Annotated in this window: 8 protein-coding genes, 1 tRNA gene, 2 rRNA genes and 1 riboswitch (1 of these 12 cut by a window edge); of the genes, 5 read left to right on the top strand and 6 right to left on the bottom strand. The window is 65.4% G+C overall.

Annotated features, from left to right (window positions below; genetic code table 11):
- Nucleotides 1–41 precede the first annotated feature (41 nt).
- On the bottom strand, nt 42–1175 hold the full coding sequence (locus FDZ84_RS18050) for an Ig-like domain-containing protein (RefSeq protein WP_168590153.1): 1134 nt from the start codon (nt 1173–1175) through the stop codon (nt 42–44).
- Nucleotides 1176–1532: 357 nt separating this feature from the next.
- Between FDZ84_RS18050 and FDZ84_RS18045 the strand changes: the two genes are divergently transcribed.
- Together FDZ84_RS18045 and FDZ84_RS18040 are read left to right on the top strand one after the other, a co-directional pair.
- A tRNA-Lys gene (locus tag FDZ84_RS18045) sits at nt 1533–1605 on the top strand.
- A gap of 354 nt (nt 1606–1959) precedes the next feature.
- Nucleotides 1960–2571, top strand: coding sequence for a DUF5134 domain-containing protein (locus FDZ84_RS18040; protein ID WP_168586872.1), 612 nt, complete (start codon nt 1960–1962; stop codon nt 2569–2571).
- A gap of 78 nt (nt 2572–2649) precedes the next feature.
- On the opposite strand, the gene FDZ84_RS18035 is transcribed toward FDZ84_RS18040, so the two are convergent.
- Nucleotides 2650–3297 carry an alpha-ketoglutarate-dependent dioxygenase AlkB gene (locus tag FDZ84_RS18035; RefSeq protein ID WP_168586871.1) on the bottom strand — a complete coding sequence of 216 codons (648 nt, stop codon included), beginning with the start codon at nt 3295–3297 and terminating at the stop codon, nt 2650–2652.
- A gap of 133 nt (nt 3298–3430) precedes the next feature.
- Between FDZ84_RS18035 and FDZ84_RS18030 the strand changes: the two genes are divergently transcribed.
- Entirely contained in the window at nt 3431–4372 is a 942-nt protein-coding gene (locus tag FDZ84_RS18030; RefSeq protein WP_168586870.1) for an ABC transporter substrate-binding protein, read from the top strand.
- A 30-nt stretch (nt 4373–4402) separates the two neighbouring features.
- Here the strand turns inward: FDZ84_RS18030 and FDZ84_RS18025 are convergent, their stop codons facing one another.
- Nucleotides 4403–6766: a glycoside hydrolase family 3 protein gene (locus FDZ84_RS18025; RefSeq protein WP_168586869.1), complete on the bottom strand. Its 2364-nt coding sequence runs from the start codon at nt 6764–6766 to the stop codon at nt 4403–4405.
- A 118-nt stretch (nt 6767–6884) separates the two neighbouring features.
- Nucleotides 6885–7099: riboswitch (cobalamin riboswitch) on the top strand.
- A gap of 111 nt (nt 7100–7210) precedes the next feature.
- Between FDZ84_RS18025 and FDZ84_RS18020 the strand changes: the two genes are divergently transcribed.
- Together FDZ84_RS18020 and FDZ84_RS18015 are read left to right on the top strand one after the other, a co-directional pair.
- Nucleotides 7211–9604 carry a ribonucleoside-diphosphate reductase subunit alpha gene (locus FDZ84_RS18020; protein WP_246869079.1) on the top strand — a complete coding sequence of 798 codons (2394 nt, stop codon included), beginning with the start codon at nt 7211–7213 and terminating at the stop codon, nt 9602–9604.
- A 145-nt stretch (nt 9605–9749) separates the two neighbouring features.
- Complete coding sequence (locus FDZ84_RS18015; RefSeq protein ID WP_168586868.1) at nt 9750–10826, top strand: ribonucleotide-diphosphate reductase subunit beta; 1077 nt, start codon at nt 9750–9752, stop codon at nt 10824–10826.
- Nucleotides 10827–11278: 452 nt separating this feature from the next.
- On the opposite strand, the gene ilvD is transcribed toward FDZ84_RS18015, so the two are convergent.
- The 3 genes from ilvD to FDZ84_RS18000 form a co-directional block, all read right to left on the bottom strand.
- Nucleotides 11279–12979 (bottom strand): dihydroxy-acid dehydratase, encoded by a 1701-nt coding sequence (ilvD, locus tag FDZ84_RS18010; RefSeq protein ID WP_168586867.1) that lies wholly within the window; start codon nt 12977–12979, stop codon nt 11279–11281.
- Nucleotides 12980–13086: 107 nt separating this feature from the next.
- Nucleotides 13087–13203 (bottom strand): 5S ribosomal RNA (rrf, locus tag FDZ84_RS18005).
- Between the two features lie 121 nt (nt 13204–13324).
- Nucleotides 13325–16301: ribosomal RNA gene (locus FDZ84_RS18000) — 23S ribosomal RNA — on the bottom strand; it runs 95 nt beyond the window's last position.

Genomic DNA, 16301 nt, shown 5'->3' with positions numbered 1-16301 from the left:
GGGTGGTCGTTCCGGCCGGAACGACCACCGGCGGCTTCAACTCACTTGTTGCCCTGCACCCACTGGGCCCACGGGACCTGCCAGTCTCCGAAACCGTCCCAGGCGCGCAGGTTCGGCCCGCCTGAGTTGGTGATCTGCACGACATCGCCCTTCTTCAGCAGGTCGAAGACCCACTTGGCGTCGGCCATGCTCATGTTGATGCAGCCGTGGCTGACGTTGCGCCGCCCCTGATCGCCCACCGACCACGGCGCGGCGTGCAGGAACTCACCGCCGTTGGAGATCCGGACCGCCCACTGGACCTCGGTGCGGTAACCGCCCGCCTCGACAGGCAGGCCGTAGGTGGAGGAGTCCATCATCTTCGTAGCGTGGTGCTCGGTGACCACGTGCACACCGTTGTTGGACGGGAACGACGGTTTGCCCAGCGACACCGGCATGGTCCGCAGCAGCTTGCCGTTCTTCTCGATGGTCATCTTGTGGGTGGCGCCATCGGCCTTCAGCACGACCGCGTCGCCGATGGTGATGGTCGCCTTGCGGTCCTCCTCGCCCCAGGCGCCGTTGCCGAGGTCCCTTCCGTACACGTCGATGTCGATCGACACCTTGGTGCCCGGCTTCCAGTACTCCTTCGGCCGCCAGTGCACCTCGCGGCTGTTGAACCAGTAGAAAGCGCCCTCCACCGCCGGCTCGGTGCGGATCTTGATCGCTTCCTCGGCCTTCGCCTTGTCCGGCGCCGGGACCTTCGCGCTGAAGTAGAACGCCAGCGGCTGACCGACGCCGACGGTCTGCCCGTCCAGCGGGTTCATCGACACGAAGGTCTGATTGCCGGGTGAAATGGTGCTGAAGGTGGACTGCTGGGTGATCGCCGGCCCGTTCGCCCCCTGCGCGGTCACGGACAGCGTGTAGGTCGTGCCGTAACCGAGCTTCTCGGTGGTTGCCCAGCCGGCCCCGTCCGGCGCGATGGAGCCGGCCATCGCGTCGCCTTCCGCGTTGGTCAGCACCGCCTCGACGATCTTGCCGTTGATCGCCTTCGCGCTGATCGGGCCGGTCGGCGAAATGTCCTTGGCCCCGTTCTGCGGTGCCAGCTCCAACGTCGGCGCGGACGCCACCTCGCCGGACGCCGTGGAACCGGACCCGCTGCAGCCGGCGACGAGCAACGCCGCCAAACCGAAGATCAACATAGTCAGCAGTCGTGACACCCGTACGGGCACCCCGACCGAATTACTCCACTCCCTCATGGGCAACTGTCCGTCCGCTCCGATGCGCCGCTACGCCTGAGAACAGTGTGCAGCAATGCCCCGACAGTGAGTGAAGGGACCAGGTTGCACACATAGGGTGATCTCCCCTGCGAGATCACCCTCCATGAGACGCAACACCCCACCCCGGGGTTGCGTCCCCACCCCCGACAACCTCGCCCGCCCCAAAACCGACCCCCTCTTCGGCACCCCCCAGGGCCGTGCTAATGTTTTCCACGTCGCCAGGGAGACCGGGGCGGAACCGAAAAGGAACCGAGCCGATCAAAACCTGGCGGACAGCCAGCGCCAATAGCTCAACTGGCAGAGCAGCTGACTCTTAATCAGCGGGTTCGGGGTTCGAGTCCCTGTTGGCGCACTCGATATGCGAGACGCCCTGCTTACGCGGGGCGTTTCGCGTTTTCATATCTCGTCATTGTATTGGGGGTCGAACCCCCCAAACCCCCCACGGTGCGGCGGCTTGGTTTCGGGGTTCCGCATCCCGTGGAGACGCTTCCGGGTAGCGCTGTGCCTTGAGAGCATCCTTTTGGAGCAGGTGGCTTTCTTGTTGCTTGGGTGAGCGGCGTCACTATTTTTGTGGGCGTGCGCATTTGGTGCGGCTTCGCCGACGCATGGGTTTGGTCGTGGTCTTCGTTGCTTCGGGTTGGTGTTTGAAAGCACCGACTGGACCTAGACCTCGGGTGGAGGGGCGCGAACAATCGGGTACCTCGGGTTGCCGATCGGACGCCGGGGGTTGTTGGTGGTCGACCAGGTGTTGGGCGGGGCGGTCATCGCGGTGACCTTGGCGTGCTTGGTTCGGCTGGTGGTCCGCCGTTGGCGGCTTCCGGAGGCTTGGGGTGGCTGCAGGAGCGTGGACGTTGCTCATGTCTTGATGGGCATCGGGATGTCCGCGATGTTCCTGCCCCAGGTGATTCCGCCCGGCGCGTGGGCTGCGCTGTTCGTCGCGAACGCCGTTTGGATGGGCGTGCTGGCGCTGCGTCGGCGTGCGGCCCTGACCTACCTGCACCACTTGGTCAGCGGGTTGGCCATGGCGTACATGTTCGCCGCCGCTCGGCCGCACGGGCCCAGTTCAGGCCTGTTGTCGTTGTCCACCGCACATTCGTCCGGCCACTCGCACGGCAGCGCGCTGGCCGTCGTCGGCGCACAGCCTGCGGGCTTCGCTTTTCCGCTCCTGGCCTGGGTACTGATGACCTACTGCCTGCTCAGCGCCGGCTTCGCCGGAACCGACCTGATCCGCCCGCCCCGAGAGCACCCCAGGCTGACGGCCACCACCGAACTGGTCCTCTCCCTGAGTATGGGCTACATGTTCCTGACCACGCTCTGACGAGGGGTCGCGGCTGGTCAGTGGCCGTGAGCGGTTTGGGGTGCTATAGCACCGCAAAGTACTCACGGGCGTTGACCTTCAGTCCATTCCGGACACTCGGAGGGTCATGTTCAGGCGGCCTGCCGTCATGCCTGTGTTCGGTCCCGTTCCCGGGTGCGTCTTCGGGACTCCGTGGTACGCCAGGCGGGATTCGCCGCCGAAGACGAACAGGTCTCCCGAGCACAGTTCCACGTCCGTCCACGGCCGGTTCCGGTTCTCCGTGTTGCCGAACCTGAAGACGCACGTGTCGCCGAGGCTCAGCGACACCACCGGCTCCCGGCTCTGCTCGTCGCGATCCTGGTGCATTCCCATCCGCGCCGTGTCGTCGTAGAAGTTAACCAGCGCGACGTCCGGGCGGTAGTCGTCGGCGGCGCGGCCGTAGACGTCGGCGAGCGCCCTGCGCCCCAAGTCACCGAGCCAGTCCGGGAACGGCGTCACCGGCGAGCCGTCTCCGTCGTCGACAGTTCGCGAGTACCGGTAGGGGTACCAGTGCCAGCCGAGGCACACGGTGCGCACCGACATCACTCCCCCGCTCGGCAACCGCGCGGAGCGCATGCCCGCCGGGGAGCGCGCCCACTCCCGGCACGCGACGACCAGTTCGCGCTGCTGGCCGAGGTCGAGCCAGTCGGGCAGGTGCACCGCACCCGGCGCTATCTCGGCGCGCTCCCGCGGGATCAACGACTCCATGTCCGCCCCTCTACCACGTCATGATCACCTTCGCGGCCGCTCACCCGTGACAACCCTCTCAAAGCTGGTTTCCATCCCCCGGCCAGGTTAGGCTTACCAAACTTTTGAGCCAACCAAAAATGCAGGGAGCACCATGTTCCGTCCCCGTCGACTGCTCGCGGCCGTTACCGCAATGCTCGCGCTCGGCACCGTCGCCGCGTGCGGCTCGTCGACTCCCGAGCAGCCCGCCGCGCCCCAGGGCGACGAGCGAATCGTCACGCACGCCAAGGGGCAGACCAAGATCGCCGCCAACCCGCAGCGCGTCGTCGTGCTCGACACCGGGGAGCTCGACGCGGTGCTGGCGCTGGGAATCAAGCCCGTCGGCACCGTGCTGCCGGACGCCAACAAGGCCCTGCAGCCGTACCTGGCCGAGAAGGCCGGCAACATCGAGATCGTCGGCACCATCGGCTCGCCGAACCTGGAGAAGATCGCCGCGCTCAAGCCCGACCTGATCCTCTCCAGCAAGGTGCGCGACGACCAGAACTACGACGCGCTGAGCAAGATCGCGCCGACGGTGTTCGCCGAGAAGGTCGGCAAGACCTGGAAGCAGAACTTCCTGCTCGACGCCGATGCGCTGGGCAAGAAGGCCGAGGCACAGCAGATCCTCGACGCCTACCAGCAACGCGCCGCCGACATCGGTAAGCAGGCCGGCGACCCCGCCGCCCGCAAGATCAGCATGCTGCGGTTCATCCCCGGCGACATCCGCCTGTACGGCAAGGACTCGTTCATCGGCACGATCCTGGCCGACGCGGGCTTCGGCCGCCCCGACAACCAGCAGACCGACCAGACCTTCACCAAGATCAGCCGCGAGCAGATCTCCCAGGCCGACGGCGACCAGCTGTTCTACGCCGCCTACGGCGAAAGCGCCAAGCAGCAGCTGGCCGACGTGGTCAACTCCGTGCAGTGGACGACGCTCGGCGTCGTGAAGAACGGCAAGGCCGTCGAGGTGCACGACGACACCTGGTTCCTCGGCCTCGGCCCCATCGCGGCCAACCTGGTCCTGGACGACCTGCAGAAGGCCTTCCCGCAGCAGTGACCGAGCGAAGAGCCCGTGGGTCCGCCGGACTCACGGGCTCTTCGCTGCGCGAATCCGCAGGTCCCCGGCGCTGCGCCCCACCGCGAACTCACCGCCCGGCTCGACGTCCACCACCACCGACACCTCGGCTCCCGCCTCGGCCTCGGCGACGGCGAACCCCGCCAGCCGCAACGGCTCCGCCGTGTACACCTGCACGACCTCGCGTCCCGCTCGGTCGCCGGTGTTGCGAAGCTTCACCCGCACGACCTCGCCTTCGGCGACGGCCGCCAGGTACTCCCAGGCCGTGTACCCGAGCCCGTGTCCGAAGTGGAACGCCGGATTGACGCCCCGATCCTGGTAAGCGCGGTAGCCGACCAGGGTTCCCTCGGTGTAGTGCAGTTCGCCGTCCACCGGCTGCACGCCGGGCAGCGGCACCGGGACGTCGCCCAGTTCGGCCGGGAAGGTGGTCGGCAACCTGCCGCCGGGTTCTGCCCGGCCCAGCAGCACGTCGGCCAGCGCGTCCCCGTACTCCTGGCTGCCGAACCACGTCCACAGCACCGCGCGGACGTCGGACGCCCAGGGCATCAGCACCGGCGACCCGGCGTTGACCACCACGACCGTGTTCGGGTTCACCGCGGCAACCTTGCGTACCAGCTCGTTCTGGGCGCCCGGCAGGTCCAGCGAGACGCGATCGCGGCCCTCGGTCTCGACCTCGTCGTTGGTGCCAACCACGACGACCGCGACGTCGGAGTCGCGGGCGATCGCCAGCGCGGCGGCGAGTTCGCTCGCGTCGTCCCACTCCTGCGCTCGGTGCCCGATCCCGACCGCCACCAGCGCGTCGGGGCGCTGCGGGGTGAACTCGACGGTCATGTTTGCCCGGCCGTCGGCGTCCAAGTCCGACTCGACGAGCACGACGTTGAACCGCTGCTCGGGCGGTTCCAGCATGCCGCCCAGCGGGTCGTCGATCCCGTTGGTGCGCACCACGTCCGCAGCCAGCACCTCCCGGCCGGAGAGCTCGACGCGGAAGCGCCCGGTGCCGTTCACCCCGAACACGTGCTCGCCGAGATCGAGTTGGAGCTTCCCCTGCAACCGCAACGCCTTCGCCCCGGGCGGCAGGCCGCCGAGCCACATCAGCCGCTCGGTTCCGCGCAGCTCGCTGTCGAGGACTTCTCCCTTGTCACCGAGGTATTCGACCCGGATACCGGTGCCCTCGCCGGCCGGGTCAGCAACCTCCTCGCGCGGGATCACGTCCAGCAACCGCCGATGCCGCACACCGCGCTGGTAAACCACATCCGCGTCGGGCAGCGCCGCGCGCAATCCATCCAGCGGAGTCACCACGTGCGGCGGGCTAACGTGCGACGACCCGCCTCCCTGCACCACCGGGATGGTGGCGTTCTCACCGATCACCGCGACCTTGGCGACCATCGGGCCGATCGGCAGCAGCGGCGCATCATCGACGATCTCGTTGCGCAACAACACGAATCCCTGCGTCGCGAGCCGCCGGATGACCGGCCTGGCCTCCCCCGAAGGCCCGCCGCCGGGTTCGGAATCTTCGAAAGCACCTACCCGATCGGCCAACCGCAGCACCCGCAGGACCTTGTCGTCGAGAACTTCTTCCGGGACCTTGCGCCGCGCCACGGCCGCTGCGAGTTTCCCGTCGCTCCACGGGCTTTTCGGGCCGGGCATGGCCAGGTCGAGGCCGCCGAGCGCCGCCGCCTCCAGCGAGCGGGTGGCAAACCAGTCCGACATGAGCATCCCGTCCCACGCCCACTCGCCCTTGAGGACATCGTTCACCAGAGCGGAATTCTCGGTCATCGTGCGCCCGTTCACCGAGTTGTAGGCGGCCATCATCGCCCACGGCGAAGCCTTCGCCACGATCCGCTCGAACGGCTTGAGGTAGATCTCGCGCAGCGCCTGCTCGTCGACCACCGCGTCGTAGCTCAGCCGCTCGGTTTCGCTGTCGTTGGCGACGTAGTGCTTCGGAGTCGCGGCCACCCCGCGCGACTGGATGCCCGCGACGACCTCGGCACCGATCTCGGCGATCAGCAGCGGATCCTCCGAGAAGTTCTCGAAATTCCTGCCCCCGAAAGGACTTCGGTGCACGTTGATCGTCGGCGCCAGCACCACGTGCACACCCCTGCGGCGCGCCTCGTCGCCGAACACCTCACCCGCGGTGCGCGCCGCCGCCCGATCCCAGGTCGCCGCCAGCGCGGACGCCACCGGGAACAGCAACGACGTGTCGCGCTCGTCCCATGCCGTGCCGCGCACCCCGTTCGGCCCGTCGGAGAGCACCAACGACCGCAGCCCGATCTTCGGCATCGGGTGCAGGGTCCAGAGGTCGGCACCGGTCAGCAACCGCGCCTTCTCTGCCGCTGTCAACTCCGAAACCAACGACAGGAGTTTCGCCTCGTCCACCGCTACCCCTTTTCGCCGACCTCCGGCCGCCAAGTCTCGACCACCTCGCCCGCACTGTCGACCAGGACCACGACACTCCGTTATCTGCCCATCCGATCACTCCCCGAACCCAACATGTAGTGTGTCGCTCGCTGGTGGTTCACCGGAGGCGTCCGGTGAGGCAAGAGGGAACCCGGTGCGAATCCGGGACTGCCCCGCAGCGGTGAACGGGAACGAACGTCGTGACCCGGCTGCCTGACGGCAGCGGGTAGAGCACTGGGCGAGCAGCCTGGGAAGCCACGACCAGTAGGCCGCCCGTGAGTCCGAAGACCTGCCGCCGGTGCACGCTGCGAAGCGTGCTGTCCGGGACTTCGAGGGCGGGTCCGCGTGGACGACCAGCGGCTCCTGCCGCCGTGTCTCCTCGCGCGCCGTCGTGGTCCGCCGAGCTCGCGAGGGAGAGAGCCCGTGACGGCGACACTCAACGACTGGACCCGCGTGTCCACTGTGGTCCACCACGCCTGCGCCGGACTGCCCGGCGTGTCGGCCGATGCCGTGCTCGAAGAGGTGCGGCGCACCGGCTACGCCGGTATCAGCGACGACGAGCTCTCGCTGGCCCAGGTCATGGCGGCACGCACGCTCATCGAGACCGAGCCGAACTATTCGCAGGTCACGGCCCGCCTCTTGCTGGACCGGATGCGCCGCGAGGCGCTGAGCTTCCTGGGCGAGCCGCAGGAGGCCGACCAGGAGCAGATGCGCGACCACTACCCGGCGTACTTCGCCGACTACGTGCGCCGCGGTGTCGAGCTGGAGCGGCTCGACCCGGAACTGGGCTCCTTCGACCTCGACCGGCTGGGCCGCGCCCTGGTGCCGGAACGCGACCTGACCTTCGGCTTTCTCGGCCTGCAGACTCTCTACGACCGCTACTTCCTGCACGAAGACGGCGCCCGCTTCGAGCTGCCGCAGGCGTTCTTCATGCGGGTCGCGATGGGCCTGGCGCTGCGCGAGGACGACCGCGAGGCGCGGGCGATCGAGTTCTACCACCTGCTGTCGACGTTCGACTTCATGTGCTCGACCCCGACCCTGTTCAACGCCGGCACCACCCGGCCGCAGCTGTCCTCCTGCTTCCTGACCACTGTGGACGACGACCTGTCCGGGATCTTCCACTCCATCAGCAACAACGCGCGGCTGTCGAAGTACGCGGGCGGACTGGGCAACGACTGGACGCCGGTGCGTGGCATCGGCGCCCACATCAACGGCACCAACGGCAAGTCCCAGGGTGTGGTGCCATTCCTGAAGATCGCCAACGACACCGCCGTGGCGGTCAACCAGGGCGGCCGGCGCAAGGGCGCGGTGTGCGCATACCTGGAGACCTGGCACATCGACGTCGAGGAGTTCCTCGACCTGCGCAAGAACACCGGCGACGACCGCCGCCGCACCCACGACATGAACACCGCGAACTGGGTGCCCGACGAGTTCCTGCGCCGCGTCGAGGCCGATGAGCAGTGGACGCTGTTCTCCCCGGATGAGACGCCTGACCTGCACGACCTCTACGGCAAGGCGTTCGCCGAGCGCTACCGCGCCTACGAGCAGGCCGCCGACCGCGGCGAGATCCGCGTGTTCCGCCGGGTGCGCGCGGTGGAGCTGTGGCGGCGGATGCTGACGATGCTCTTCGAGACCGGCCACCCCTGGATCACCTTCAAGGACCCGTGCAACCTGCGGTCGCCGCAGCAGCACAGCGGGGTCGTGCACTCCTCCAACCTGTGCACCGAGATCACCCTGAACACCAGCACCGACGAGGTGGCGGTGTGCAACCTCGGGTCGATCAACCTGGCCCGGCACGTCGACGCCGACGGCATCGACGCCGCGAAGCTGGAGCGCACCACGCGCACCGCCGTGCGAATGCTGGACAACGTCATCGACATCAACTTCTACACGATCCCCGAGGCACGCCGGTCCAACCTGCGGCACCGGCCGATCGGGCTGGGCCTCATGGGCTTCGCGGACGCGCTGTTCGCGCAGCGCATCCCGGTTTCGTCGGAGGCCGCCGTCGAGTTCGCCGACCGCAGCATGGAGCAGATCAGCTACCACGCGATCGCCGCGTCCAGCGAGCTCGCGGCCGATCGGGGTCGGTACGAGTCCTTCGACGGATCGCTGTGGAACCAGGGAGTCCTGCCCATCGACTCGCTCGACCTGCTCGCCGACGCCCGCGGCGGCGACGTCGACCTGGACCGCTCGTCCACCCTGGACTGGGAGGCGCTGCGTGAGCGGGTGCGCACCGTCGGGATGCGCAACTCCAACGTGATGGCCATCGCCCCGACCGCCACGATCTCCAACATCTGCGGCGTGAACCAGTCCATCGAGCCGGTCTACCGCAACCTGTACGTCAAGGCGAACATGTCCGGCGACTTCACCGTGGTCAACCCGCACCTGGTCGCCGACCTGAAGCAGGCCGGGCTGTGGGACGAGGCGATGATCGCCGACCTCAAGTTCCACGACGGCAGCCTGCTGCCGATCGAGCGGATCCCACAGCAGTTCAAGGAGCTCTACGCCACCGCGTTCGAGATCGAGCCGCGCTGGCTGGTGGAGGCGGCGGCACGCCGGCAGAAATGGATCGACCAGGCGCAGTCGCTGAACCTCTACGTCTCCCGGCCCAGCGGCCGAACGCTCGACGAGCTCTACCGCCTCGCCTGGCGGAAGGGCCTCAAGACCACGTACTACCTGCGCTCCACGAGCGCGACCCACGTGGAGAAGAGCACCCTGCGCGGCACCGACGGCAAGCTCAACGCCGTCCCGACGGCGCCGACCGCCACCGGCGCTGCTTGCTCGGTCGAAGACCCCGACTGCGAAGCCTGCCAGTAACACCCCACCCGGGTCACGCCGCAATTTCAATGGAAATCGAATCGCCGATTTCCATTGAAATTGCGGCACCCCGAGGCCGGGTCCCAGTCAAGTCCTGTTCGACGCGCGGACTCGACCTGCGCGATTTCCCTTGGAGCAACACAGCATGACGTCCCTGCAGTCCCCATCCTCGGCCGCCGGGCTCGGCGAGATCGACCGCGCCGGTGGGCGCGTCGACGTCGGAGACAAGGCGATGATCAACGCCCGTGCCGACGTCAACCAACTGCTCCCCCTCAAGTACGGGTGGGCCTGGGAGAAGTACCTCGCGGGCTGCAACAACCACTGGATGCCCACCGAGATCTCGATGCAGGCCGACATCGCGCTGTGGAAGTCCACCGACGGCCTCAGCGACGACGAACGCCTGCTGCTCAAACGCAACCTCGGCTTCTTCGCCACCGCCGAATCCCTGGTGGCCAACAACATCGTCCTCGCCGTCTACCGGCACATCACCAACCCCGAATGCCGCCAGTACCTGCTGCGGCAGGCCTTCGAGGAGGCCGTGCACACCCACACCTTCCAGTACATCTGTGAAAGCCTCGGCCTCGACGAGGGCGAGCTGTTCAACATGTACCGGGAGATCCCGTCGATCGCCGATAAGGACGCCTGGGCGCTGCAGTACACGCGCAGCCTGGAAGACCCGGACTTCACCACCGGCAGCACCGAAACCGACCAGGCCTTCCTCCGCGACCTCGTCGCCTTCTACGTGATCTTCGAAGGCATGTGGTTCTACACCGGGTTCGCGCAGATCCTCGCGCTGGGCCGGCGGAACAAGATGGTCGGCATCGCCGAGCAGTACCAGTACATCCTGCGTGACGAATCGATCCACCTGAACTTCGGCATCGACTGCATCAACCAGATCAAGCTGGAAAACCCGCACCTGTGGACCGAGGAATTCCAGGCCGAGATCCGGCAGATGCTCACCGAAGCCTGTGAGCTGGAAATCGCCTACGGTCGCGACACGATGCCCCGCGGCATCCTCGGCATCAACGCCGGCCTCTGCGCCCAGTACATGCACTTCATCACCAACCGGCGCTGCGCCCAGCTCGGCCTGGAACCGGTCTTCCCGGAAGCCGACAACCCCTTCCCGTGGATGTCGGAGGCCATGGACCTGAAGAAGGAGAAGAACTTCTTCGAAACCCGGGTCATCGAATACCAGTCCGGCGGCTCCCTCCAGTGGGACTGACTCCCCGACCGACCAGGTGAAGCGAACGGCCTGTTCACGCCATTAGGGGCGGAGTGAACAGGCCGTTCGCTTCAATTGTGATCACTCCCACCCGTCGACGATGTAGCAACCCGCCGCATTCAGGCCCCCGCCCCGCCGGCACGTGGCCTAACGTCGGGTGATGATCACACCGGCTGAGGGGAGGGAAATGTGATCATCTGAGGATTCCGGAGCACCGTCCAACGGCTGGCCGGCCTGCTGCTCGTCTGCCCGGGCTGCCGCGGGACGGACGCGACGACCCTCAACAAGGGTGTCCCGAAGTTCACGCTGTCCTTCGTCCCGCTATTCCCGGCCAGCACCCGGTACACGCTGACCTACACATGGTGCGGCACGATGTCTCCGATCAGCAAGGATGAGGCGGAACAGCTCCAGGCCCAGGCACCGCCGCAACCCAGCAGGGCCTGCGGTCTTGATCACGAGCAAACCGCTCCTTCCGACGCGGAGCCGACCAGCTTCGCATACTTGCCGAGCACGCCTTTGCGGAGAAGCGGCGCCGGTGGGGACCAGTGCTCGCGGCGCCGCACGAGTTCATCGCCGTCGACGAGCAGGTCCAGGGTGCGGTTGGTGAGGTCGAGGCGGATCGGGTCGCCGTCCTGCACCAACGCGATAGGTCCGCCATCGGTCGCTTCCGGCGCGACGTGCCCGATGCACAGCCCGGTGGTGCCGCCGGAGAATCGGCCATCGGTGACCAGCAGGACGTCCTTGCCGAGGCCGGCGCCCTTGATCGCGCCGGTCACGGCGAGCATCTCCCGCATCCCCGGCCCGCCGCGCGGCCCCTCGTAGCGGATGATGACGACGTCACCGGGCTTCAGCGAGCCGTCCTCCACGGCGTCCATGGCACCCTGCTCGCCGTCGAAAACCCTTGCCGTACCTTCGAAACTCGTCGAATCGAAGCCCGCGCTCTTGACCACCGCGCCGTCGGGCGCCAACGATCCGCGCAGGATGGTGAGACCGCCGGTGGGGTGGATCGGGTTCGACAGCTGGTGCAGCACCTCGCCGTCCAGCTCCGGAGGGTCGAGCTCGGCGAGGTTCTCCGCAACGGTGCGACCGGTCACCGTCATGCAGTCGCCGTGCAACAGGCCCGCGTCCAGCAGGGCCTTCATGACCACCGGCACTCCACCGATCCGGTCCACCGCAGGCATCACGTACCGGCCGAACGGCTTGACGTCCGCCAGGTGTGGCACCCGGTCGCCGATCCGGTTGAAGTCGTCCAGCCGCAGATCGACCTCGGCTTCCCGCGCGATCGCGAGCAGGTGCAGCACGGCATTGGTCGACCCGCCGAAGGCCATGGTCACGGCGATCGCGTTCTCGAACGCCTCCTTGGTGAGGATCTGCCGAGCGGTCAGCTGCCGGGCCAGCAGGCCGACCACCACGCGGCCGGCTTCGCGGGCGCTCGCGTCGCGACGCCGATCCACCGATGGCGGACTGGCCGAACCCGGGACCGACATGCCGAGCGCTTCGGCCGCGCAGGCCATGGTGTTAGCGGTGTACATCCCGCCGCAAGCGCCCTCACCAGGACAGATCGCGCGCTCGATGCGGTCGACCTCCTCGCGCGTGATCAGGCCGCGCGCGCACGCACCGACCGCTTCGAAAGCATCGATGATGGTGACCTCGCGGTCGTCGACGTGCCCAGGCAGGATCGAACCGGCGTAGACGAACACCGAGGCCAGGTCGAGTCGGGCCGCGGCCATCAACATGCCCGGCAGGCTCTTGTCGCAGCCGGCGAGCAGCACAGAGCCGTCCAGCCGTTCGGCCTCCATCACGGTCTCGACGGAATCGGCGATGATCTCCCGCGACACCAGGGAGTAGTGCATGCCGACGTGCCCCATCGAGATGCCGTCGGAGACCGAGATGGTGCCGAACTCCATCGGATAGCCGCCGGCCGCGTGCACGCCTTCTTTCGCCGCCTGGGCCAGGCGCTGCAGCGAGAGGTTGCACGGGGTGATCTCGTTCCAGGATGACGCGACCCCGATCTGCGGCTTCGCGAAGTCGGCGTCCTGCATGCCGACGGCGCGCAGCATGCCGCGCGCCGCGGCCCGTTCCATACCTTCGGTGACCTCGCTGCTGCGAGGCTTCAGCGTGCGCTGGTCGTTGCTGAGCTTGGCATCGTCCACGCTCCGACTGTAGTTCGCGTCACACCACCAGCGCTGCTCCGAACCGCCTTAGAAATGAGAAGGGGCCCCTTCTTCCGTTCCGGAAGAAGGGGCCCCTTCAAATAGTGTGTCGGCGGTGTCTTACTCTCCCACACCCTGTCGAGTGCAGTACCATCAGCGCTGGGGAGCTTAGCTACCGGGTTCGGAATGGGACCGGGCGGACCCTCCCCGCCATCGCCACCGACAACCCTCACCCCGCCGTAAACGACGGGAAACCAGGCGTCAGAACACGAATGACACATGTTCAATTATCAAAAGGTTCTGGTTGTTGCCCCAGAACCGTATAGTGGGTGCGTAGCAATCTTTGTGAGCAAGTCCTCGGCCTATCAGCACCAGTCAACTCCACACGTTACCGTGCTTCCATATCTGGCCTGTCAACCCAATCATCTCTTGGGGGCCTTAACCCACAACGGGTGGGAGACCTCATCTAGGAACAGGCTTCCCGCTTAGATGCTTTCAGCGGTTATCCCTCCCGAACATAGCCAACCAGCCACGCCCTTGGCAGAACGACTGGCACACCAGAGGTTCGTCCGTCCCGGTCCTCTCGTACTAGGGACAGCCTTCCGCAAGTCTCCTACGCGCGCGGCGGATAGGGACCGAACTGTCTCACGACGTTCTAAACCCAGCTCGCGTGCCGCTTTAATGGGCGAACAGCCCAACCCTTGGGACCAACTCCAGCCCCAGGATGCGACGAGCCGACATCGAGGTGCCAAACCATGCCGTCGATATGGACTCTTGGGCAAGATCAGCCTGTTATCCCCGGGGTACCTTTTATCCGTTGAGCGACACCGCTTCCACCAGCCAGTGCCGGATCACTAGTCCCTGCTTTCGCACCTGCTCGACCCGTCAGTCTCACAGTCAAGCTCCCTTATACACTTACACTCAACACCTGATTGCCAACCAGGCTGAGGGAACCTTTGGGCGCCTCCGTTACCCTTTAGGAGGCAACCGCCCCAGTTAAACTACCCACCAGGCACTGTCCCCGATCCGGATCACGGACCCGAGTTAGATGCCCGGAACGACCAGAGTGGTATTTCACCAACGACTCCACACCCACTAGCGTGAATGCTTCACAGTCTCCCACCTATCCTACACAAGCCGAACCAAACACCAATACCAAGCTATAGTAAAGGTCCCGGGGTCTTTCCGTCCTGCCGCGCGAAACGAGCATCTTTACTCGTACTGCAATTTCACCGGGCCTGTGGTCGAGACAGCGGAGAAGTCGTTACGCCATTCGTGCAGGTCGGAACTTACCCGACAAGGAATTTCGCTACCTTAGGATGGTTATAGTTACCACCGCCGTTTACTGGCGCTTAAATTCTCCGCTACACCCCAAAGGGTTCACGGGTCCTCTTAACGTTCCAGCACCGGGCAGGCGTCAGTCCATATACATCGCCTTACGGCTTCGCATGGACCTGTGTTTTTAGTAAACAGTCGCTTCTCCCTGGCCTCTGCGACCACCACCAGCTCCCCAAGCACGTCGGTTCACCAGCAGTGGCCCCCCTTCTCCCAAAGTTACGGGGGCAATTTGCCGAATTCCTTAACCACAGTTCACCCGACCGCCTCGGTATTCTCTACCTGACCACCTGTGTCGGTTTCGGGTACGGGCCGTGAAGACACTCGCTAGAGGCTTTTCTCGACAGCATGGGATCACTCACATCGCCACAACGGCTACGCATCACCCCTCACCCACAAGGCATGCGGATTTACCTACACACCGGGCTACAGGCTTACACCAGTACAACCACTCACTGGCAGAGCTACCCTCCTGCGTCACCCCATCACTTAACTACCGCCCCATCAGGTCCCATGCCAGCACGCATATCACCCAAAGGATCAACACACACCAAGATGGTTAGTATCAAAGGTTTCGCTATGGACGCATCAACACGGGTACGGGAATATCAACCCGTTATCCATCGACTACGCCTGTCGGCCTCGCCTTAGGCCCCGACTCACCCTGGGCGGACGAACCTTCCCCAGGAACCCTTGGTCATCCGGCGGCAGAGATTCTCACTCTGCACTCGCTACTCATGCCTGCATTCTCACTCCCACACACTCCACACCAGGATCACTCCGGCGCTTCACCGCATGCAGGACGCTCCCCTACCCAACAACACCACAGTGTCATTGGCATGGCTTCGGCGGTGCGCTTCAGCCCCGCTACATTGTCGGCGCAGGACCACTTGACCAGTGAGCTATTACGCACTCTTTCAAGGATGGCTGCTTCTAAGCCAACCTCCTGGTTGTCTCGGCGATCCCACATCCTTTCCCACTAAGCGCACACTTAGGGGCCTTAGCCGATGCTCTGGGCTGTTTCCCTCTCGACGACGAAGCTTCTCCCCCGCCGTCTCACTGCCACGCTCAACTCAGGCGTATTCGGAGTTTGGCTGATCTCAGTAACCCGCGAAGGCCCATCAACCAACCAGTGCTCTACCCCACCCAAGCAAACACGCAACGCTGCACCTAAATGCATTTCGGGGAGAACCAGCTATCACGGAGTTTGATTGGCCTTTCACCCCTACCCACAACTCATCCCCCAGGTTTTCAACCCTGGTGGGTTCGGGCCTCCACACGGTCTTACCCGCGCTTCACCCTGGCCATGGGTAGATCACTCCGCTTCGGGTCTACACCACGCGACTCAAAACGCCCTATTCAGACTCGCTTTCGCTCCGGCTCCCCCACACACGGGTTAACCTCGCCACGCAGCAGTAACTCGCAGGCTCATTCTTCAAAAGGCACGCCATCACCCAAAGGCTCTGACGGTTTGCAGGCACACGGTTTCAGGAACTCTTTCACTCCCCTCCCGGGGTACTTTTCACCATTCCCTCACGGTACTATCCACTATCGGTCACCAGGAAGTATTTAGGCTTAGCGAGTGGTCCCGCCAGATTCACAGCACCCTCCACGAAAGCGCTGCTACTCGGGAACACCACCACACGCACCGATCGCATTTTCGCCTACCGGACTCTCACCGTCTACGGTCAGGTTTCCCAACCTATTCGACTAACACGACACAGCAACGCTGGCAGACTGGTAGATCTGCCCAGTAGCGTCCCACAACCCCGCACACGCAACCCCTACCAGGTATCCCACGCGCACGGTTTAGCCTCCTCCGCTTTCGCTCGCCACTACTCACGGAATCACCAGTGTTTTCTCTTCCTACGGGTACTAAGATGTTTCACTTCCCCGCGTTCCCCCCAACACCCTATATATTCAGGCGCTGGTAACCCGACATCACTCGGGCTGGGTTACCCCATTCGGACACCCTCGGATCACAGCT

Source organism: Saccharopolyspora sp. ASAGF58 (assembly GCF_012277335.1).
In the GTDB taxonomy this organism is placed as follows: Bacteria; Actinomycetota; Actinomycetes; order Mycobacteriales; family Pseudonocardiaceae; genus Saccharopolyspora; species Saccharopolyspora hattusasensis.
This window is presented reverse-complemented; position numbering and strand designations above follow the sequence as displayed.